Raw genomic sequence first — 20566 nt, 5'->3', positions numbered from 1 at the left:
TGAGTTAAACGGAAATTTTATTTTTTACTATTTTGCTGAAACTATTTATCTGTAAAACTTTCAGCATCAGAAAGCCAAATTTTTCTCACTCCTATACTAGACTTGGGTTTAGTTTACATACTATAATACACTAAGTCGATAGGAATAGTGGGTTTTTATGGAAAGCATCCAAAATGTCAGTCAAGAGTTAAATGTAACAGGAGACAAAGCCCTAGAGGATTTGCAACAATCGACTCCAGAAGAGTTAAAAAAAGACATTTTTAAAAAACTCAGAGGTGGATTTTTTCTGGTACTAGGATATTTATTGTCACCATTATGTTGGTGGAATGACCTATTATTCAATCTGCCGATAGCTTATGGTTTTGGGTATATATGTAGTTTACTTTCCCCAAAATTACTTCTACCTTGTTCAATTATAGGATATTGGCTCTCTAATATTGTGGGAATTCTCTTGATGCAATTTGGTTCTAAGGACATTTTTCAAAAAGAACCTCAAGAGCATAACCTCAAAAAAGAATTATTCACGGGTTTAATTTCTTCAACAGCTTATACTCTCTTGATTATACTATTGATCCAGTTGAAGATCCTCGATTCTCCAATTTTATTTGCCAACGGTTAATTTAGTTGATTGCGTTTCTATAGAACAAAAAGATCCCCGACTTCTTGAAGAAGTTTGGGATCTGATCTTCTCAGTAGAGAGCAAATAATTACACAATAAGATCAATTTTAATCAAATTTTAAAAATTCACTTAAATTTAATAGTTTTGGAGCCTCCTTACTTACGATTAATGGTAGCTTACCATTCCATTTTTCTATTGCTTGCCTTTGTAGTATTTCTGGAGTTAAACCATCACGTAATAATCTATGTGCTTCAGCCTCTCCTTTGGCTAAATTAACTTTTGCTTCAGCCTCTTTTGTTGCTCTGAGTGCGATAAACTCTGCTCGTTTTGCTTCTTGTTCCGCAATCTGCTTCGCTTCTACCGCCTCACCAAATCGTTCTGAAAAATGGACATGAACTAGAGAAATATCATCAACTGCAACGTGATAGTTACCTAGCCGTGTAGACAACGCATCATCTACTGCACCTTTTACTTCTCCTCGCTTAGTAATAATTTCTTCAGCAGTATACTTTGCTATTACTGCTTTTAATACTTCTTCAACGGCTGGGTTAATAATCCGCATGACTACAGCTTGTTCATCTCCAATTTCTTGAAAAATGACATTTGCTTCCTGGGGGATAATATGCCAATTTAGAGCTACGTCGGCGAAAACATTTTGTAAATCTTTGGAAGAAGCTTCAGCCGAAATTTCCTGTTTTTGGACTCGAATACTCAACTTTTTCACAGTATTGACTACAGGAATAATTAAGTGAAGTCCTTCTCCTAATATCTGGTTTTGCACTTCGCCAAATTTCATTAATACACCCCGTTCTCCTGCATTTACGATCACACAAGGTGTGAGAAAGAGAGTTATCAGGAACAAAAGAGCAGTCAATTTACCTGCACTGTTAAAAGTTTTATTTTTTATCATCTGTGTAAAACATGTATGCGTCTGGCACAGAGACACATATTTAGGAGTTGTAAGCTTCTTGCCGTTATGCTCTTATAACTTTGGCTCTAAGTCAATTTTCATATCACTCTAGACATGTGAAAAATAAGTAGTAAATTCCTCAATGATAGGTTAATGTTTTCAACATACAAGTATATAGGTAAGCAGCCAATGTGTACTTTACTACCCAGACTTGGAGATAGTGAAGGCTAATGTAGCTTTATTTTTACCTAAATCACTGTAATGATATCGAAAAACCGTAGTATTTGAAAAGGTAAGTTTGCCTCACAATCTTAAAAATTAGGAAACTTGCCCAAGGATGGAGAATATAATCATTGAGGAAATTTGACAGGAAGCAATGCAAGCAGCAATGACAGTTTTTGAAGGCTATACGCGACAGCATCTTTACCAGAAATGGATGGAGAGGCAATGCTTGCAACCGAGTATTATATTTAGCTGATATTTTTTGCCAAACTCATCAGCTGCTTATCCAAGTCGATGAGGTAATCTCTACCGTAAGTTCCATTCTCTAAGCCTGTGACAAGATGATTGGGAATGTCTTGTGTAATTTCTTCGCTACAAGAACCAGCAGCCAGGGCGATCGCAGCTACTGTATCCACATCTCCTGTAAAAGCGATACAATCTTGTAAAAGTTCGCTCATCCTGTCATTTCGCATCACGGCAGTAATCGCGGCTCTGACGCTCATCCAACCTTTAGATTTGACTTTACCTTCCCAAGGTTTAGCCCATTCCCCAGATACATAACCTTGGAGAAACTCTCCTAATTTGCGTTTTGCTCCCAGTTGGTAGATAAAATAATGTGACATCAAAGCAGCGGCAACAGCAGCATTGATTCCATCAGGTGTATTGTGGGTAATTGCCGCTTGAATTGTTACCGCCTCAATGACTTTTTCTGGTGTGGGATAGATGCCAATGGGTGCTGCACGCATTGCACCCCCGCTTTTATCACTATCAGGGTTAATTTTGGTTAAAAATTCTTCCCCATTCTGAATTTCTAGCAGAAAATGGTGGAAGTTTCGAGAATAACCTTCTCTCTCATCGCGTTTAAAAGCTCTAACAAAGCTATTGGCTAAAACTTCTGGTGTCCACGGTGCTTGAGCAACAATCACTTCCGCAATGGCAATGCTCATCTGGGTGTCATCGGTATAGCTGCCAGGGATGAGTCGAAAACGGGGATGTTCGACGTATCGACTCAAATCGTTGTTAACGATCATCTCATCAGCATATTCAAAGCCTGCACCGTAGGCATCTGCAATCGCTAACTCTAGCAGCATAAGGGTATTAAACTAAAAACGGACGCGCCAGAAAGAAGCTAGCAATTGATTTAGCATCTACCGCCTCTCCTTCCAGAATAGCTTTCTCTAATTCTTCGGGAGTCAAAAACACAGTTTCGATATCCTCGTCTCCATCTTGTGCTGGTGGTGTCTCTAGCTTTTCCAAATCTCGCGCCAGAAAAGCATAGATAATTTCATCAGAATAACCAGGTGCTAGAAAAAATTCGCCTAATTTATCCCATTTTTGGGCACTATAGCCTGTTTCTTCTTCGATTTCGCGCTGTATTGTCTCTAAAGGTTCTTCATTTGCTTCCACAGTTCCTGCCGGAAATTCTAATATCCGTCCCTGAATCGCAAAACGATACTGGCGCACCAGCACAAGTTTGCCCTCTGGTGTCACAGGTACTGCTAAAGCACCACCAGGGTGACGAACACATTCCCATTCTCCCTCCGCTTTATTAGGCAAACGCAAGCGATTGACTTCAAAATCAAACTTACGTCCTTTATAAAACAGGCGTTGTTTTAGCAGTTGTGGTAATTCTCTACCTAATGGCATAGTAAAATCTGATTATCTGTTAAGTACAGAGGTGATATCAGTCTTTTCTGTGTTTTAAAGATGGTAATTTTAATTGCCCATCGATAAATGTACATCAGAACAGTCTACCTCTTTCAGCAGTTCTTTAATAACACACCCGGATACTGGTTCTATCCAATCGGGGGCAATTTCTGCCAGTGGTACTAACACAAAGGCCCGATCCCGCATTCGTGGATGAGGAATCTGGAGATTTGGTGTATCTACAATAAAGTCATCAAATAATAACAAATCTAAATCTAGAGTTCGTGGCCCCCAGCGTTCTTGACGCACACGCCCAAATTGTTGTTCAATTCCTAACAAAATTTCTAATAACTGCTGGGGTAGCATCTCTACCTGCAATGTCACACAGCCATTTAGATAATCTGGCTGTGGTGGCCCCACAGCTTTAGTTTTGTACCACCTGGATTTAGCTTCTAAGAGAATACCTGGGGTTTGGGCTAAACTTTTGATAGCTGCTTCTAAAATTGTTTGGGAATCGCCGATATTACTACCAAGGGCAACGGCGCTTCGTCTGGGCTTTATTGCTGCGTAACCAGCCGCAGCCATCGCAATCTCATTAATTAAGCCTTTTTCGGGCTGTCTGTATGGATACTTCGCTTTACTTGTTCCAAAAAATGCCAACAGTTTGCGTATTCCAATAGCTATCAAAAATGACCAGAAGTTTACAAAACTAAATTAACCAAATCTAAAAAACATTATTTTATGGTGAATTTAGTTAATTATTTATAGGATATTATACTAACACAATGGTGGTGTGCTAACCCCAAAGCTGATTGATGGTGGTTATTATAGTTACTACTTTGAGCGAGGAACTGACGTGGGGAAGCTTACCTCCTGGTTCAAGCGAAGACCAACTAACTTGAGTGACTCTGGACAAGGAGGAACAAATGAGAGCTTACCACGAGCATATATGGCACAGGCGAGGCAGTTACTGAGCAAATGAAAATTTTACCATCTAGGATGAAGACCAATCAGGCAACTGGCGGTAAACCACTCTATCGTCGCTTATGGTTTTGGGCAGGCTTGGGTGTAGGTGGTGGGATAGTTGCCTTGATCTATGGCATCAGTCTAATAGACCGCACTTTGCCAGATCAGGCCGAGTTAAATGCCGTGCTGAGAGAGCAAACACTGACGATCAAAGCCTCTGATGGAACTATATTACAACAACAAGGTGAAGCAACTAGAGAACAGTTAAAACTGGAACAAATACCAGATAATTTAAAAAAAGCTTTCATCGCCTCAGAAGATAGAAGATTTAGGCAACACAACGGATTTGACCCACAAGGGATTGTTAGGGCGGGTTTGAATAATTTGCGATCGCAAGGTGTGGTAGAAGGTGGTAGCACCATCACCCAACAGTTAACGCGGATTCTCTTTTTGAAACAAGAACAGACAATCTGGCGCAAACTCAAGGAAGTCCGCCTAGCACAAAAAATGGAGCATGAATTAACCAAAGATCAGATTCTAGAGCGTTACCTGAATCTGGTTTATTTGGGAGGTGGAGCTTATGGTGTGGCAGATGCCGCCTGGGTATACTTTAGTAAATCGCCAGACCAGCTTACTCTTGCGGAAATGGCAACGATCGCAGGATTAGCCCCCGCTCCTAGCTTATACGCCCCAGACAAAAATCCCGAAGCGGCAATCCGGCGAAGAAATCTGGTATTGCAACGGATGCAAGAGGATGGAGTGATTACACCAGAGCAAAGGCAAGCAGCACTCCAAGAGCCACTAACCCTTAAAAACAGTTTACCCAAGCGAGTACAAGTAGAATCACCCTACTTTACCAGCTACATCCAAAAAGAATTGCCGAAGTACGTTCCTGCTAAGGTGCTGGCAAGTGAGGGATTAGTAGTGGAAACCACGCTGAATCCGACTTGGCAGAAAGTGGCAGAAGAGGCGGTTGCCAAAACACTGCGAAATCAAGGACGCTGGGAGAACTTTAAACAAGCAGCAATGGTTGCCATTGACCCCCGGAGCGGTGAAATTAAGGCAATGGTTGGGGGAAAAGACTTTGGTAAAAACCAGTTTAATCGAGTTACCCAGGCACAACGGCAACCAGGATCGACATTTAAAGGGTTTGTATATGCCACTGCGATCGCTAGTGGTAAAAGCCCTTACGATAGCTACGAGGATGCACCCTTTGTAGTAGACGGCTACGAACCAAAAAACTATAGTGAAAGATTTCGGGGTTCAATGAACATCCGAGATGCCCTCACCCGCTCTATTAATATAATTGCGGTGAAGGTGTTGATTGATGTCGGATTTACACCAACAATTAAACTTGCCCATGATATGGGCATAAAATCTGAACTCAAGCCCACCTACTCCTTGGCTCTCGGCTCAAATGAAGTAAATCTACTGGAGTTGACCAGCGCTTATGGCAGTTTTGCGACTCAGGGATTACACACAGAACCTCATGGTATTACCCGCATCCTCAATCGCCAAGGTAAGGTAATCTGGTCAGCTAATTTTAAATCTAAACGCGCCCTTGACGCTGACAGTGCCGCCATCATGACTTGGATGCTACGTAACGTCGTAGAAGAGGGGACTGGTGCTGCTGCCCAATTAGGTGAGAGACCAGTTGCTGGCAAGACAGGTACTTCCGATGAAGCCCGCGATTTATGGTTTATTGGCTACATCCCCCAAATGGTGACAGGGGTATGGCTAGGTAATGATGATAACCGCCCCACTTATGGCAGCAGTGGCAGCGCCGCTTACACCTGGCACGAATTTATGGAGAAAGCGGCAGAGGGGATGCCTGTCGAAAAGTTTCCCAAACGGCCAAAGTTAGAAGGTCGCAAAGGTACAATCAAAGCCCAGTCCATCAAGCCCAAACAAGTGCTGAATCGTTCTATTTCCTCTAATGATGACTCAGAAGGAGAAAGTGCTAGAAATTCTGAGGAGAGTGGTTCATCAAGGAGACGTAGGAGAAGGAGCTATTCTCAAGAAGAACAGTCAAACTATACCCCAAGACGGAGAAGGCGCGATCGCAGCGAAGAATCAAATTCTAGTAACTCTTCTTCCGAATCATCTACTTCCCGGCGGCGCTCTAGAAGAGTAGAATCTGACTCTCCCTCACCTCCCAGAACTCGCCGTTCTTCCTCTCCTGACAATAATTCCGGTTCTTCATCGCCACAACCATCTTGGCGCGAAAGACTTAGACCTTCTAATTAATGAAGAGTGGGAATTGGGAATTGGGCATTGGGCATTGGGCATTGGGCAAAACAGTTCCGTTAGCGGATAGCTAAGGTTTAGCCCGTGAAGAGTTAGGAGTTACGAATTCTCCCCCTTGCCCCTGCCCCCTGCCCCTCTGCCCTTTTCTCTGCAATATGAAGTTGCTCAAACTAAACTAGGGGAGGATGTTAAGTGATACGCTCATTCTATAGTGTGTCAAGTAGTGTTACTTAACATTGGAGAATATACTCATGCATATATTGATGCAGGCAGCCGATTCAGTTGCAACAGGTGGTGGTCATTTTCCCTTTGCTTTCACCTTGGTGTATGTCGTTGGTTTTATTGCTGCTGTAAGCATTGGTTCAATAGCTTGGTACAACTCGAAACGCCCCGCAGGTTGGGAAAGCAAAGAGCGTCCTGATTTTGTGCCTAAAGTTGATAAAGAAGAAACTCCGGGTGTGGGGAAACCGAAGTCATAATTTAGTCATTAGTGAGCCAGCGCGGTCTTGGGGGTTTCCCCCATGAGTGACTGGCGTTCGCCCTTGGCGTGCCGGAGGCATCACCCGTGAGAGTCATTAGTCATTAGACTATGAACTTTTGACTATGATTAGGTTTGTACGTCAACCCAACGACGGTAAAGCTTTTGAATTTGTTTGAGAAGTTTAGTCTGAATCGGTTGAGTTGAATCATTTGGCTTCGCTATATCTTGTAATTCTGTCAAGAGTCTAGCTTCTTCGACGGCGACTTCGCCATCGCTATAAATTAAGCCACTGATGGCTTCAATCAGATTTTCACAATCTTCAAGGCTGGGGCGATCGCCTAAATACTCCCGCACCCAGTCATAACATTCTTTTGGCTGTACAGGAACTAATTCGTATAGCCAAGGCTTAATTTCTGGATCGTTAGCCAAACCTTTTGCTTGAGCTATTTCGCGGAGATATTGCCGTTCTTCTGGCTGGATTCTGCCATCAATCCAGGCTGCTCCAATCAGGATTTTAACTAAGTTTTTGACATTGGAAGGGGTAACCATTGCTGCCTCCTCTGGTAGATTCAGGCCACCATCAAATCGTACAATCCCAAACAGTATTCACTCGGAATTATTGGTTTTTCTTAAGCGAACCATAAAAAAGCCATCCATGTCCTGTCGGTGGGGCCAGACTTTAAACCAACCTTGAGGGGTGCTATATGCAGAAGCAGCCAACTCAATGACCTTTGGAGGCTCAATTTGCCAATGAGGAGACTCAGCTAAAAATGCCGAAATCACTTCTTCGTTTTCTGCTGGATGCAATGTACAGGTGGCATAAACTAGTACACCACCAGCTTTGACAAAAGTTGATGTATGTGTTAACAATTCTTTTTGCAGCACCGAAAGTTCCAGGACAGATTCTGGTGTCTGTCGCCAACGAGCATCAGCATGACGGTGCATGGTTCCTAACCCGGAACATGGAGCATCTAATAATACGCGGTCTGCGGTGTTTTGAAATTGGTTAGAATGGCGGCTGTCGCCAGTGTAAATTTGGATAGATTGTAAATTTAGGCGTTGAGAATTTTCTTGAAGTTTGCGAAGACGAGAAGCAGTGCGATCGCAAGCCCAAATTTTCCCGCTATCTGCCATCAATTCAGCAATGTGGGTTGTTTTACCCCCTGGTGCAGCACAGGCATCAATTACCACCTCACCTGGTTGGGGGTCGAGCAAATGACTTACCAATTGGGCACTAGCATCTTGTACAGTCCACCAACCTTCTTTAAAACCAGGTAGTTTTTGAATTGATCCAGTATTACCCATGAATCTTAAAGCTTGGGGTAAATCAGGAATCCGTCTTACCAAAAGACCAACAGATTGCAAAGCCGCCTCAACTTCTTCGATTGAAATGCAAAGTGGGTTGATACGCAAGTCAATTGTTGGTGATTGGTTCATCCATTCACACAGTTGTTCTGTCTCGGTCAAACCCAGTTGTTCTAACCAGATTTGAATAATCCAGTCAGGAAAACTATGTAAAATACCCAAGCGTTCCACTGGGTTTTCTGGAAGTTGTAACGGATCAAAATAGGGAACTGGGCATTGGGAACTGGGAATTGGGGACTGGGGATTGATTATTTGCCTTGTCCCCTTGTCCCCTTGTCCTCTTGTCTCCCCTGTCTCCCTGCTCCTCTGCTCCCCTGCTCCCTTGCTCCTCTGCTCCTCTGTCCCTCTGCTCCTCTGTCCCTCTGCTTTTCTAAGATACTGGCGTAATAGACCGTTAACAAAACCCGTAAGTCCAGAAAAACCGTTTTCTTTAGCGAGTTGGACGGTGGTATTAACAGCAGCAGAGGCGGGAATACGCTCTTGATAGCGCAGCTGGTAGAAACCCAAGTGTAAGATGGTGCGGAGGTCTTGTGGTTGTTGGTGAGATTTCTTTTTGGCGAATTGATCTATGAGAGTATCAAGAGTGCGCTGCCTTCTGACGCTCCCATAAACCAATTCTGTCACCAAGCGGCGATCGTGATCGGGCAAATTAACTTTTTGCAGTACTCTATCTAGGGCAACATCAGCATAAGCCCCCTTATGAACATCTCGCAGAGTGATAAAAGCTAGTTGACGGGGGTTTGTCATGGAAACATGAATCAGGAGTCAGGAGGCTTTTGTATTCTAACTCCCAACTCTTTACGAATTACGAATTATTGCATATACGGGTCTACACTAGCGATTTCAAACTCACATGCTCTAGAAACCTGTTCTGCTGGTAATTTACCAAAGCTGATTAATGGCAAATAAGTGGGGTTTGCCATCAGTTCTTTCGCCAATAAGAACCCAGTAATTGTCCAAGTTTGATATTTCCTAGCTTGTTTCCCAATCAGTCGCCCTTTCTTACCGTCATAATATTCTGGCCATTGATCTGTACTGAGCCGTCCTTGGGCAGTTTGAATAGCCTTTTGTGCAAGACTTATTTTGTTAGTTTTCACAGCCGCGGCTGCCAACATCCACATTAAAACTGGCCAACTACCAGCATTATGATACGACCAAGGGATATTTTTGGGGTCACATCCAGTTACAATTCTGTATTCTTCATGTTCTAAAGCTGGGAAACAAATTTTCATTGGCATATCTCCCACCAAATCATCCCATCGATCCTCAATGAGAGTCATAATTGCTTGTGACTGTTCTTCGGTGGCTAAGTCTGAAATAATCGCCATTAAGTTTCCGAGTGAAAAGAAGCGAGTATCTAGCTGCGACGGCCCGACATTACCCGCTAGATAGCCACCTTTTTTTGGCAACCACTTATCTAATTCATAATAGGGAACAGAATCTACATATATGTTGAACAGATTCACAGCACCTTTACCATATTCTTCACTTTTGAAGCGATAAATTTCATTCAGGCGATTAATATCTATCCAATAATGCTGGCGAATATGAGCGCATAAAAGAGGCAACCTGTTATCAATGGCTGCAACAATATCGGAATTCCCTTGACAAATTAGCAGTTCACGAGATGCACGCAATGCCGTGTAAAAAAGAACTTGCAATTCTAAAGGATGCCCATAAATGCCCATACGACGGTCAATCATACAAGCACCATCTGGAACCAATAGCGTTGGGTACATATCAAAGCGATTCGCCAAGCAGATTTCCATAATTAACCTGATGCCATTTTGGAATTCAGGTTGATAAGCCAGAGAAAAATCTTCAGTGGCGACGACATAGGCACGTAACAAAATAATCCACCATAGGCAAGAATCAACAGGTGTAACTCTAGCGATCGCATGTTCGCCAAAGTCTGCTTCTAGATATTCTTGCCCATTGTCTGATACAACTTTGAAGCTAGCTGGTATTAATCCTCGTCCAGGCTTATAGGCATCTAATGCCTTTTCTTTAGGCTGTAACTTTAAGGTTTCTTCTAAGAAATTACGAACAATATCTGTTCTACCTTTGATCAGAAAAATCAGAGCTGAAGAGACAAAATCCCGAACAAAGCACTGGTCATAATTGAGAGCCTCTACAGATGCATCATAAGCGGCTACAGTACCAACGGGGCGGCCTTGATAATAGAGAATTGATTTTTCTAGTGTTAGCCACGCTTCTTCCACTTCTTTCAAATTTTCAGTAGTTTCCAATTCGTTTAGGTGCATCGCCAGAATAACTCCATTCGGGTTGTGAATTTGTGGTAGATGCGTCTTCATTCCTTATTTTTGCTATTCTCAGCATAACAAAAAGGATTATTTGAATAGCATAATTTGGAGAAAGTTAATCAACTAACAAGAAATAAATCTGCTGAAATTTTTACAGCATTATTATTAGTTAATTGCCCTATAATCGATTACTGCATTGGTGAATTATAGTTGTTTTTATTCACCCAGAGTAGTAATATAATTCTTCAAACAGTCACACAAGATATATTTTTAGATTATTTATTGTTCTGTTTCATGTCCAGAAGCTTTGCTTTACCAAACAAAAATATATCTTCAGCGCTGCTTATGGTTTGTGTGAAGTTAAAACTGGTTGCAGTATATTTACTTGAGCAGAATTAGTTTTTGACACTAAGAGGTCAGATTATTCCCCTATAGAATAATAATTTATAACTTTTTTTCAGAATATGCAAGATGAATTCTTGAAAAATTTCAAATGTCAATACTTCTGAAGGGTTAAATTTTTTACCCCACTGGCAGATGACATGAGGTGTTTATAAAAGTATGTCTAAGAATAGTAATTAAGTCTCACAGAGAGGTGTAAAGACACGGAGTAGCTTGGCTCGTTGATTAAATAATCTCAGCATCTTTAGACCTGAAAGTATCAAAAGCTTGATTAATTGCTTGCATTAAAGGTTTTGCGATGCAGAACTGTTGATATCAAAATGATATTGTCTTGCTAATCGACGATACGCAAGTTTAACAAAGTTGACATTATCACTCTGATTTAGTCCTAATATTTCCCACCATTGTTCCCAAGTTTTTAAATCCCAAAGCCTAATAGTCTGATCGGCGCTTTAATCTCACAACCAATACGTAGCAAAGCAGCTAGGACACGCTTTGCCTTTGTGCTAGACCACTCACTCATGCTGCGACAAATGAAACGCTGACTAACTCTAGAGTTACTTCTCCGTGTTCCAGCTTATCTGCTAACACACGCAGAGCTAATGCTTGAACTCTAGCAACTGCTTCTTCTGGTGTCTGACCGTAAGCCAGTACACCAGGAAAACCAATCACTTCAGCCAGAAAGCGTCCATCTTCTTCTTGTTCAATCTCTATCGTGAAGTTCATAGGTAAGGCAGTGATTGTAATAAAAGCGATTCCTGGATAAAACAAAAAATTTATATGACCTCAATTGATTCTAGCAGGCACAAAAAAGCCAGAGCCTTAAAACCTAGCAGCCACCGCCCTACGAAAGAACTCTGTAGCAAATGTGGACTATGCAATACATACTATATTCGCTATGTCAGGTAAGCTTGCGCTTTTGTTAATAAGCAAATAGGCGAACTTGAAGAAGAAACTCACACGCGATCAAAAAAAGCTAACCAAGCAAATTCTTCCAAAGAAATATCAATAATATTTTGGTGTGATGCCTACGGCGGTAAACTAAGCACTTTCCATAACACGAGAATTTTGTGGAATCGATGAGTATCAATCACTTACTTCATATCACATCAACTAGAAACCTTCCATTCCATTATCCAAACTCAAGATACTCAATAATGGTTCCATCAGGATGCATCGCTCGCATATTCGCTCCAGTGGTAACTTTGTTCGGTTCCGCCAGAATCACAGCACCCTGCTGAATAAGTGCTTCTTTAAAATCATTGAGTGAGTCCACAAGAAATGTTGCGTGTGTACTCTTGAATGGAGAGAGTGCTTCTGCCGAACCAGCAATTAAAAGAATAGAACCCACACTTGCAAGTTCTAACTCGGCCTCGGAATATTGAAACCACAACCAACATTTTTCTGTAAAAAGGTTTTCATAGAAAGCGATCGCCTCATCCAAGTCTACCGGACTAAGATAGACTCTGGTTAATACTTTAAGAATTTGCATTGCAAACTGTCTATTAGGCAGCTAATGGATTTTATTTTGCTTACTTAGCAATCATAGTTAACTAAGATTGATCAAGAAATAGTCTATCTTCAACTTGAAAAGGTCTTTAATCCTCTGTTCATCTAGCTCTTGATAATGTTGTTCGCAGTCAATCAAAATACATTTCATTTCTACTCCTTTAGCCCCACATAAGTCATCTGTATAGCTATAACCAATATATATACATAGATTTTGCAACAGTACCTAGTTTTAGGAGTATGTCAGAGAAAATAGTAGGAAGATGTTTTCTGATGCCATCTTGAATTAATGTCTCTACAAGAAAAAATACGTCTGATATTCCCATAGTATTTAATTAGTAATACATCGGGTGTAGTTTAAATAATTACAGATTCTGAATTACGAATTGTTTCAAATTTTTTTCCCTGTGCGTAGATAAAATAATTATCTGTCACTTTTACCTCAGCCTGAAAGCCTGCTTTTTTTTAGCTTATCCTTAAGTTCATCTGGCTGATAAAAAATTTTGACAATCTGAAATTCTTGACCATCATTTAATTTACGGGTTTTATATATGTTTCCGTCGTCTTCAAGGATATGATTGTTAGCTGTGGATGTCGGTTCAAAGGAAGAGTCAATGATAAATACTTCCCCACCAAGGCGAACAGATTGGTAGACTTTCGTCAAAAAAGAATCGAGTAATTTTGGTGGCACATGAGATAGCCAAAAGGCGAAGAACACTAAATCATATTCAGTGTCGGGTTGCCAAGTAAATAAATCAATTAGGTGATATTTAACACTCAGTAAATTCAACTTCGAGCGATTAATTGCAATCATTTCTTCAGAGGCATCGATCGCAGTAATCTTTTTACCGATCCTTAAAAGCTCCTGCGTCCAGATACCTGTTCCAGATGCTAACTCCAAAATATCATCCATCAAACCAATTTGGTGTAATGTATTTTTTATCACAGCTACTTCATTAAACCAGCGCTGGTTGATTTCGGGACTGCGATCGTAGCGTCCTTTCCTATAGAACCACTCATCATATTCATTGGTTCTAGCACGATAGTACTCAATCTGTTGTTGAAGAATATTATCTGTCATCGCGTCCTTTCTGATCCGATTGAATTTATATTTGACATTGCTATGACTTTCAGTAAGATTTTTTCTTCAATGAATAAACTTGCATTTCATCTGTAATTATGTGATATTTTTATCATTACATAATAATACGGTGAATCAATAAACTTATCGTAGATTCACCGTTAAGTAGCTGAAATCTGATATTTATTTACCCCTGAAAGCAGAATGAAGATGTTTACTAAGTTCTCTTCAAGTCGATTTTTGGGTATGGCTTTTGCATTCCTTCAAAGGTTCAAACAGCAAAGAATCCACACCTTTTCCCTATTATTTGCATTAGGACTTAGCTTAAGTTTGGCTATCTCTGCTTGCTCTCCAAGCGCAAGTAACAATGGAACAACTCAAATCGCTAGCCCCAGCGCTGTAGCTAGCGGTACTACAATTCGTATAGGCTACCAGAAAGCGTCAACTGTCCTCTATGCACTGAAAGCGAGAGGAGAATTAGAAAAAGCCTTTGCAACTTCAGGATCTTCCGTAACTTGGTCAGAATTTCCGGCTGGGCCTCCAATGCTAGAAGCATTGAATGCAGGTAGCATTGATTTTGGCTATACCGGAGAATCACCACCAATATTTGCCCAAGCTGGGGCTATTCCTCTAGTTTATGTTGCCTATGATCCTTGGAGTCCGAAAGCCGAAGCCATCGTAGTACCCAAGGATTCACCTATTAAAAGTGTGGCTGAACTCAAGGGTAAAAAAGTTGCTTTTGCCAAAGGTTCTAATGCTAACTACCTATTGGTAAAAGCGCTCGAAAAAGCAGGGGTACAGTACAGTGACATCCAAGCAGCAACTCTCCCACCCGCCGATGCTCGTGCTGCCTTTGAAGGAAAAAAGGTTGATGCTTGGGAAATTTGGGACCCATATTTAGCCGCAGCAGAAGCAGCAACAGGCGCACGCATTTTAGCAGACGCAACGGAATTAGCTCCCAATCGTGGTTATTATCTAGCTGCAAAATCTTTTGTTGATGCCAAGCCTGATGTTTTGAAAATAGTTTTGGATAGGGTGAAGAAAGTTAGTGACTGGGCAAAAAATAATCCTACTGAAGTTGCTAAACTTCTTTCCCCTGCTTTGGGTATAGATGCTCCTGTGTTGGAAATAGCAGAAAAGCGACATGAATATGATGTACTTCCGCTCACAGATGAAGTGATTACTAAACAACAAGAGATTGCAGATGCCTTCTACAAAATTAAGTTGATCCCGAAAGAAATCAAAGTTAAAGAAATTGTTTGGCCATGAAAAGTGAATAATTAATGAAGAATGATTTTTGAATTCCGAATAATGTTACAAGTTAACATAACACGTTTAAAAGTTATTATGCCTTTGTTAAATTCCAAAAATATATTTTTCGGTAAGCTTAATAGCCTAAATTTAAGTACTAACCAGTTAAGTTCGTTAGTTATATTTGGTATATTATTCTCTCTGGGAACTAGTATTGGTGTAGCGCAAGTCAGAACAACACCTAAACCGGAATTCACACTGCAACTTTTACATACTTCCGACCAAGAAGCAGGTGTTCCAGCACTGAAGGATGCACCAAACTTTTCGGCAGTGTTGAATGCACTCAAAAATCAGGATGCTAATCGTGACGGTGAGCCTGATTATCCTAATACCTTAATCCTTTCATCTGGAGATGCCTATATTCCCAGTCCCTTCTTATTTGCTAGTGATCCAGTTTTTGGTGGACAGGGAAGAGGAGATATTTTAATTTTAAATGCTCTAGGGTTTGATGCGATCGCCTTTGGTAATCACGAATTTGACTTAGGTACGGGTGTTGTTGCCGATTTACTCGGTGCTAAAAAAGATTACCCAGGTACAAATTTCCCTTATCTCAGCACAAATCTAGACTTCAGCACTGATAAAGACCTGGCAAAATTAGTTACTGCTGATGGACAAGAGGCAAGTAAAATTCCTAATAAAATTGCCCGTAGTACCATCATTACCCTCAATGGTGAAAAGATTGGTGTAATTGGCGCGACAACTCCCACTCTGCGGACGATTTCTTCTCCCGGTAATGTGACTGTGTTGCCTAAAGAATTTAACAATCGTAATGCCGCAGACATCGCCGCCTTAGCTGCTGAAATTCAAACTTCTGTCGATGCGCTGCTGACAAAAAACCCAGATATTAATAAAGTTATTCTGTTGGCGCACATGCAGCAAATTGCTATTGAGCAAAAGCTAGCAAAATTACTCAAAGGAGTAGATATCGTTGTTGCTGGTGGTTCTAATACCTTACTAGCCGACAAAACAGACCGTCTACGAGTCGGTGATAAATCTGCTGGAACTTATCCAATCCTCACAAAAGCAGCAGATGGTAATCCGATAGCCGTAGTTAATACCGATGGAAACTATCGTTATGTTGGTCGTCTAGTAGTTAACTTTGATGCCAATGGAGTGATTATTCCGTTTAGTATTGACTCCAAAATCAGTGGTGCTTATGCGACTGATTCTAAAGGTGTAGCAACTGTCGGCGGGAAACCCGATCCTAAAATTGTCGCCATTACAGAGGCACTTCAAAAAGTGATTATTGCCCAAGATGGTAAAATTTTTGGGAAAACCAACGTCTTCCTCAATGGCTGGCGCGGTGATGTCCGCACACAAGAAACCAATTTAGGGAATTTGACAGCCGAAGCTAATTTAGCGATCGCTAAACGATACGATCCTAAAACAGTCATTTCCATCAAAAATGGCGGTGGTATCCGTGACAATATCGGTATCTACACCTTTCCCCCTGGTTCGACTCGCTCACAAGATGTTATCAAACTACCACCTCAAGCAAATCCTGTAGCAGGTAAGAAAGCAAAAGAAATTTCCCAACTTGATATCACCAATGCGCTACGATTCAACAATGGCTTGACTTTAGTTACTCTGAGTGCAAAAGAACTACTAGCGGTCATTGAACATAGCGTAGCAGCGATCGCACCCAGCGCTACCCCTGGCAGTTTTCCCCAAGTAGCGGGATTAACCTTTAGCTTTGACCCAGATTTGCCAGCAGGTAAGCGCGTCAAATCCCTTGCTATCAAGGATGAGAAGGGCAAAATTATTGATGTAGTAGTTAAAAATGCCGAGTTAGTGGGTGATCCTCATCGGATCTTCCGCACTGTTACCCTCAATTTCCTTGCAACTGGTGGCGATGGCTATCCTTTTCCGAAAACAGAACGGGTTGATTTGATATCAAAAGATGCTGATAAGAACAAACGCACAGGTTTAGCCACCTTTGCTGCTGATGGTTCCGAGCAAGATACATTAGCCGAATATCTAGCTGCTAACTTTAAGCAGATTCCCTTTTCTCAAGGGGATGTGCCACCCGCAGAAGATACTCGCATTCAAAATCTCAAATTGCGTAAAGATGTGGTGTTATCAAATTAATTATTTGTGCCTACTTACTTAAAGATGTATAAGTTTGCCCCGGCTTGGGAGAACGAGCAAATAGTATTTGGTGCTGCGCGACCTGGATACACTAACAATAAGGTTCAGGATTGGATAGAATTCATGAAGTGCCAAGATATTAAGCGAGTTTGTTGCCTTCTTCCCAATCAACAGCTAGCTTATTATTCTAATCTTCTGGATAGCTACAAACAGGAATTTGGTAATCAGCTAGTATGTTGGGCACCAATTGTAGATTTACATCTATCTGATTTAGAAACCCTCACACAAAAAATACTTCCTTTCTTAATAGAAGCAGATAAACAAAATGAGAAAGTCGTTGTACATTGTTCTGGTGGAGTTGGACGTACTGGACATGTATTAGCGGCATGGCTAGTTAGTGTCCGAGGATTATCAAATCAAGCTGCAATCGCTGCTGTCAAGAAAACAGGTAGAAATCCTTATGAAGCTGCATTAGCTGCTGTATTTATAGGTAGAAATCCGTTGAAAGTTGTAAAAGAACTTGAATTGCTTCTAAATGATTGCCGTCTAGCAATACATAAAGTTTTTTGATTTTGCTATCAACCTGTTTAATCAGTCTCTTGGCGAGGTAAATTCTATGGCAATGGTTTTAGATAAAGTAGTTCCTTTTGGGAGATCAATGGATGAATATATAAAAATATTCAATTTAACAGACGCAGATTTAAATAAAAAAATCCTTGGAATTGGGGATGGCCCGGCAAGCTTTAATGCAGAAATGACACGTCAGGGTAAAAGTGTAGTTTCTGTTGATCCACTATACCAATTTTCTGGTGATGAGATATTGCAACGATTTAATGAAGTGGTAGATAACATTATTAGCCAAGTCAAGGCTACATCGAAAGATTGGGTATGGAGCTATCATAAATCTCCAGATGATTTGCGACACAATCGAGTCAAAGTTATTAAAGAATTTCTCTCTGATTATGAAAATGGCAAAAAAAGCAACAGATATATAGTTGATGAATTTCCAAAATTAGAATTTAAAGATCAAGAGTTTGATATAGCCCTGTGTTCACATTTATTGTTTTTATATTCAGACCATCTAGATTACAACTTTCACCTAAATTCTGTAGGCGAGATGCTACGTATTGCTAAAGAAATCAGAATATTTCCCCTGATAACTTTAATGTGGAAACATTCTCAACATTTAGATGAAATAGTAAAATATTACACTTCAATGGGTTACAAGATCGATATTGAAAATGTTGAATATGAGCTACAGCCTGGTGGAAATAAAATGTTGAAGATAACCAGAGATGTTTAGAAAATTTATAATTCATAATTTTCAGTAATTACATTCTGATTACCAAGAAGGATTTTTTTACAAGCGCTCAATGATTGAATAATTTTTAATGCGATCGCACCGATCACTATAATCAGCGTTATTATGTAGCATTTCTACCAGGAATGGACATCAGTGTCGCTGTTACCAAGTTGCATTCATGGTCAGTATACTTTGCTGCGATGAGCGATACTCTTGCAGAGTCACTTAATGAACGTTACAACAGATACCTGTACCTGTTGCTCTTCTACTGAGTAGAATTTGCTGTTGGGAAGTGGCATGAGTTGAAAGTGCTTGTAAATGGTTGATGAACGCCAAGATTTAAAGGTGTTGGAATGTGATGGAGTGAGTCTGGTTTTAATCATTTGTTATATTTACGACTGGCTTGGGTGAATGGACGCTTTTGATAACTTATTTCCATATTCTACTTTGCCATCCCCTAACCGCTAGATGCGCTCTAATGCTTTTAGATGAAAAAATCAAGGTATACATAGGTTTCAAAATTATTACTTTTGGATAATTTAATTTCAAATAAATATCCTTATAAAGAATCATATAGGTATTCAATACCTATGTACGTAAGTGAGGTAATTATGTCAATTATAGCCAAACAACAAGAGTTATTTGTGGAGATACCTTCAGACCAACAGCAACATCTGTCTGGAGGACAATTATTTTCAAGAAGGCGACGTAATCGTGATATGCAAGGTAATCCTGATATTAGAATAACCGGGAATCTGACCACTGCTGATGGGGATCAAATTCCCATCCTAGTTTTAGGTTTTAGGCTTGACCAATAGTAAGCCATGACTAGAAATAGCATAGGTAAAGCTTTGGAATTCATATAGGAACAATATTGATATAATTCACTCACTATCTAATTATTTTTTGAGAGAATTGTATTAGTCTGTAATGTATGTTTTCCAAAATCATGAAATTAATGAAATGAAAGCGATAAATGGATGTTATCATTAGCATCCATTTTTTGTTGACCAGACAATTAGATTCTATAAAGGGAAACGAGCAATTTCTTATAGATAGATATGAGCTTAATCTAGGCTAAAAGTAGATATGTAACTCAATGCTGTTTAGTAATCTGAGGATATTTAAAAATATAAATCAATTTTATTAATGCTTCATCGCTTTGGTGGAGGCAAAAAACCCCCGAAGTCTCCGCCGTCCCAATCAGATCCATCAAGCCAGCCATCATCTTCAGCATCGCACAACAACATATATGCAAGTAACAAGGTATTGATAAATTGCTCTACAGAAATTTCCCAATGTCTAGCCATCTTGTCTAATTGCACTTTTGTTACTGAATTCGATGATGTAAAACATTGCAACACATCATCATGGCTACAAGACCATCCAGAAATGAATTTATCAAAATAAGGTTTATATTTCTCTGTTGGATGAGGTTTCTTAAAGTTAGTAAAACGAACTTCTTTAAAGAAGTCTAGTTTTAGACCAGCAACAAGCCCATCAGAATCTTTACCATCAATATAGTAATAAAGTGAAGTACCTTGACCATTAAAACTGCGAGCAGCACGAATAATTCTGGGAGGGACGAAATCATCTCCCTCGAAATCTGCAAGAACATCCTTTATTGTCATGTAGACTGTATTCAGTACTCAAGTATTATTCTTAGGGTTCCCAAACCAGAACAAAGCGTTACATTATGACATGAACAAGATTTATAAAAAGGATACGGTTCGGTTTATTTACCTGATTATCACTTGGCGATGCCCAAGCTGCTTAGAATAGTAGTGATAGAGAGGATTATAATTATGAACGTCATCATTCCTAATGAAATATTAACCGCAACTCGGATGACTGAAGGCAAAATGAAGCAGGAAATTGCGGTGATGCTCTTTCAAAAAGAAAAGTTAACCCTTGCTCAAGCCAGCCGATTTGCAGGCATGAATCGTATAGCATTTCAGCATCTACTCGCAAGTCGTCAAATTTCAGTGCATTATGGGGTCGAGGATTTTGACCAAGATATAGAAAACTTACGGGCGATGGGTAGACTGTGATCATTGTCAGTGATACTTCACCCATTAATAACCTCGCCGCCATTAACCATCTTCAGGCATTCTGAAAATTTTTACCTATTAACCATCCCTAGCAAGTGT

19 protein-coding genes and 2 pseudogenes are annotated in these 20566 nt (G+C 40.4%); 10 read left to right on the top strand and 11 right to left on the bottom strand.

All coding sequences use genetic code 11. The annotated features are described in order from the left end of the window. Positions 1–157 precede the first annotated feature (157 nt). Positions 158–619: a DUF7980 family protein gene (locus H6G86_RS27560; protein WP_190936975.1), complete on the top strand. Its 462-nt coding sequence runs from the start codon at positions 158–160 to the stop codon at positions 617–619. Between the two features lie 107 nt (positions 620–726). On the opposite strand, the gene H6G86_RS27555 is transcribed toward H6G86_RS27560, so the two are convergent. The 4 genes from H6G86_RS27555 to folK all read right to left on the bottom strand — a co-directional run bounded on the left by H6G86_RS27555 (position 727) and on the right by folK (position 3984). Next, entirely contained in the window at positions 727–1530 is an 804-nt protein-coding gene (locus tag H6G86_RS27555) for a prohibitin family protein (RefSeq protein WP_190936974.1), read from the bottom strand. 470 nt (positions 1531–2000) lie between these two features. Further along, on the bottom strand, positions 2001–2843 hold the full coding sequence (locus tag H6G86_RS27550) for an ADP-ribosylglycohydrolase family protein (protein WP_190936973.1): 843 nt from the start codon (positions 2841–2843) through the stop codon (positions 2001–2003). A gap of 7 nt (positions 2844–2850) precedes the next feature. Next, positions 2851–3399 (bottom strand): NUDIX hydrolase, encoded by a 549-nt coding sequence (locus H6G86_RS27545; RefSeq protein ID WP_190936972.1) that lies wholly within the window; start codon positions 3397–3399, stop codon positions 2851–2853. 69 nt (positions 3400–3468) lie between these two features. Next, the gene (folK, locus tag H6G86_RS27540) at positions 3469–3984 is read right to left on the bottom strand and encodes a 2-amino-4-hydroxy-6-hydroxymethyldihydropteridine diphosphokinase (protein ID WP_190936990.1); all 516 of its coding nucleotides are present in this window, start codon (positions 3982–3984) and stop codon (positions 3469–3471) included. Between the two features lie 364 nt (positions 3985–4348). Between folK and H6G86_RS27530 the strand changes: the two are divergent. Together H6G86_RS27530 and psb35 are read left to right on the top strand one after the other, a co-directional pair. Beyond that, positions 4349–6612 (top strand): annotated as a pseudogene (locus H6G86_RS27530) (transglycosylase domain-containing protein). Between the two features lie 251 nt (positions 6613–6863). Further along, on the top strand, positions 6864–7091 hold the full coding sequence (gene psb35 / locus H6G86_RS27525; RefSeq protein WP_114085228.1) for a photosystem II assembly protein Psb35: 228 nt from the start codon (positions 6864–6866) through the stop codon (positions 7089–7091). Between the two features lie 128 nt (positions 7092–7219). Here psb35 and H6G86_RS27520 read toward each other — a convergent pair whose 3' ends face one another. The 4 genes from H6G86_RS27520 to H6G86_RS27505 form a co-directional block, all read right to left on the bottom strand. Continuing rightward, complete coding sequence (locus H6G86_RS27520; RefSeq protein WP_012410962.1) at positions 7220–7642, bottom strand: tellurite resistance TerB family protein; 423 nt, start codon at positions 7640–7642, stop codon at positions 7220–7222. A 57-nt stretch (positions 7643–7699) separates the two neighbouring features. Beyond that, positions 7700–9205 carry a 16S rRNA (cytosine(967)-C(5))-methyltransferase gene (locus H6G86_RS27515; protein ID WP_190936971.1) on the bottom strand — a complete coding sequence of 502 codons (1506 nt, stop codon included), beginning with the start codon at positions 9203–9205 and terminating at the stop codon, positions 7700–7702. A gap of 65 nt (positions 9206–9270) precedes the next feature. Beyond that, positions 9271–10722 carry a glycoside hydrolase 100 family protein gene (locus H6G86_RS27510; protein WP_190936988.1) on the bottom strand — a complete coding sequence of 484 codons (1452 nt, stop codon included), beginning with the start codon at positions 10720–10722 and terminating at the stop codon, positions 9271–9273. A 921-nt stretch (positions 10723–11643) separates the two neighbouring features. After that, positions 11644–11850 (bottom strand): type II toxin-antitoxin system HicB family antitoxin, encoded by a 207-nt coding sequence (locus H6G86_RS27505; RefSeq protein WP_190936970.1) that lies wholly within the window; start codon positions 11848–11850, stop codon positions 11644–11646. Between the two features lie 54 nt (positions 11851–11904). Between H6G86_RS27505 and H6G86_RS38935 the strand changes: the two are divergent. After that, positions 11905–12096: pseudogene (locus H6G86_RS38935) on the top strand (Coenzyme F420 hydrogenase/dehydrogenase, beta subunit C-terminal domain); the annotation flags it as partial. Positions 12097–12256: 160 nt separating this feature from the next. Here H6G86_RS38935 and H6G86_RS27500 read toward each other — a convergent pair. Both H6G86_RS27500 and H6G86_RS27495 read right to left on the bottom strand, forming a co-directional pair. Further along, a complete protein-coding gene (locus tag H6G86_RS27500; protein WP_012410959.1) occupies positions 12257–12616 on the bottom strand; it encodes a VOC family protein in 360 nt (119 codons plus the stop codon). A gap of 459 nt (positions 12617–13075) precedes the next feature. Beyond that, complete coding sequence (locus H6G86_RS27495) at positions 13076–13714, bottom strand: class I SAM-dependent methyltransferase (RefSeq protein WP_242065000.1); 639 nt, start codon at positions 13712–13714, stop codon at positions 13076–13078. A 210-nt stretch (positions 13715–13924) separates the two neighbouring features. On the opposite strand from H6G86_RS27495, the gene H6G86_RS27490 reads away from it, so the two are divergent. The 5 genes from H6G86_RS27490 to H6G86_RS27465 all read left to right on the top strand — a co-directional run bounded on the left by H6G86_RS27490 (position 13925) and on the right by H6G86_RS27465 (position 19234). Further along, positions 13925–14983: a sulfonate ABC transporter substrate-binding protein gene (locus tag H6G86_RS27490; RefSeq protein ID WP_190936969.1), complete on the top strand. Its 1059-nt coding sequence runs from the start codon at positions 13925–13927 to the stop codon at positions 14981–14983. Positions 14984–15061: 78 nt separating this feature from the next. Next, positions 15062–17113, top strand: a complete 2052-nt coding sequence (locus tag H6G86_RS27485) for a bifunctional metallophosphatase/5'-nucleotidase (protein WP_242064999.1) — start codon at positions 15062–15064, stop codon at positions 17111–17113. Positions 17114–17137: 24 nt separating this feature from the next. Beyond that, positions 17138–17683, top strand: a complete 546-nt coding sequence (locus tag H6G86_RS27480) for a protein-tyrosine phosphatase family protein (protein WP_190936987.1) — start codon at positions 17138–17140, stop codon at positions 17681–17683. 46 nt (positions 17684–17729) lie between these two features. Further along, complete coding sequence (locus H6G86_RS27475; RefSeq protein ID WP_163928875.1) at positions 17730–18416, top strand: SAM-dependent methyltransferase; 687 nt, start codon at positions 17730–17732, stop codon at positions 18414–18416. A gap of 611 nt (positions 18417–19027) precedes the next feature. Beyond that, positions 19028–19234 (top strand): hypothetical protein, encoded by a 207-nt coding sequence (locus H6G86_RS27465; protein ID WP_190936967.1) that lies wholly within the window; start codon positions 19028–19030, stop codon positions 19232–19234. Positions 19235–19570: 336 nt separating this feature from the next. Here the strand turns inward: H6G86_RS27465 and H6G86_RS27460 are convergent, their stop codons facing one another. After that, entirely contained in the window at positions 19571–20047 is a 477-nt protein-coding gene (locus H6G86_RS27460) for a hypothetical protein (RefSeq protein ID WP_190936966.1), read from the bottom strand. A gap of 174 nt (positions 20048–20221) precedes the next feature. Here H6G86_RS27460 and H6G86_RS27455 point away from each other — a divergent pair, with 174 nt between their 5' ends. Then, positions 20222–20467: a UPF0175 family protein gene (locus H6G86_RS27455; protein ID WP_190936965.1), complete on the top strand. Its 246-nt coding sequence runs from the start codon at positions 20222–20224 to the stop codon at positions 20465–20467. Positions 20468–20566 lie beyond the last annotated feature (99 nt).

Origin of the sequence: Nostoc sp. FACHB-133, from assembly GCF_014698055.1 — a bacterium.
GTDB lineage: Bacteria > Cyanobacteriota > Cyanobacteriia > Cyanobacteriales > Nostocaceae > Nostoc.
The sequence above is the reverse complement of the archived record's forward strand: the minus strand, read 5'-3'. Positions and strand labels throughout refer to the sequence as shown.

Coding starts and splice junctions, on each gene's coding strand:
- H6G86_RS27560 (WP_190936975.1), top strand. CDS start 158: ATGGAAAGCATCCAAAATGTCAGTCAAGAGTTAAATGTAACAGGAGAC.
- H6G86_RS27555 (WP_190936974.1), bottom strand. CDS start 1,530: ATGATAAAAAATAAAACTTTTAACAGTGCAGGTAAATTGACTGCTCTT.
- H6G86_RS27550 (WP_190936973.1), bottom strand. CDS start 2,843: ATGCTGCTAGAGTTAGCGATTGCAGATGCCTACGGTGCAGGCTTTGAA.
- H6G86_RS27545 (WP_190936972.1), bottom strand. CDS start 3,399: ATGCCATTAGGTAGAGAATTACCACAACTGCTAAAACAACGCCTGTTT.
- folK (WP_190936990.1), bottom strand. CDS start 3,984: ATGGCTGCGGCTGGTTACGCAGCAATAAAGCCCAGACGAAGCGCCGTT.
- psb35 (WP_114085228.1), top strand. CDS start 6,864: ATGCATATATTGATGCAGGCAGCCGATTCAGTTGCAACAGGTGGTGGT.
- H6G86_RS27520 (WP_012410962.1), bottom strand. CDS start 7,642: ATGGTTACCCCTTCCAATGTCAAAAACTTAGTTAAAATCCTGATTGGA.
- H6G86_RS27515 (WP_190936971.1), bottom strand. CDS start 9,205: ATGACAAACCCCCGTCAACTAGCTTTTATCACTCTGCGAGATGTTCAT.
- H6G86_RS27510 (WP_190936988.1), bottom strand. CDS start 10,722: ATGCACCTAAACGAATTGGAAACTACTGAAAATTTGAAAGAAGTGGAA.
- H6G86_RS27505 (WP_190936970.1), bottom strand. CDS start 11,850: ATGAACTTCACGATAGAGATTGAACAAGAAGAAGATGGACGCTTTCTG.
- H6G86_RS27500 (WP_012410959.1), bottom strand. CDS start 12,616: ATGCAAATTCTTAAAGTATTAACCAGAGTCTATCTTAGTCCGGTAGAC.
- H6G86_RS27495 (WP_242065000.1), bottom strand. CDS start 13,714: ATGACAGATAATATTCTTCAACAACAGATTGAGTACTATCGTGCTAGA.
- H6G86_RS27490 (WP_190936969.1), top strand. CDS start 13,925: ATGTTTACTAAGTTCTCTTCAAGTCGATTTTTGGGTATGGCTTTTGCA.
- H6G86_RS27485 (WP_242064999.1), top strand. CDS start 15,062: ATGCCTTTGTTAAATTCCAAAAATATATTTTTCGGTAAGCTTAATAGC.
- H6G86_RS27480 (WP_190936987.1), top strand. CDS start 17,138: ATGTATAAGTTTGCCCCGGCTTGGGAGAACGAGCAAATAGTATTTGGT.
- H6G86_RS27475 (WP_163928875.1), top strand. CDS start 17,730: ATGGCAATGGTTTTAGATAAAGTAGTTCCTTTTGGGAGATCAATGGAT.
- H6G86_RS27465 (WP_190936967.1), top strand. CDS start 19,028: ATGTCAATTATAGCCAAACAACAAGAGTTATTTGTGGAGATACCTTCA.
- H6G86_RS27460 (WP_190936966.1), bottom strand. CDS start 20,047: ATGACAATAAAGGATGTTCTTGCAGATTTCGAGGGAGATGATTTCGTC.
- H6G86_RS27455 (WP_190936965.1), top strand. CDS start 20,222: ATGAACGTCATCATTCCTAATGAAATATTAACCGCAACTCGGATGACT.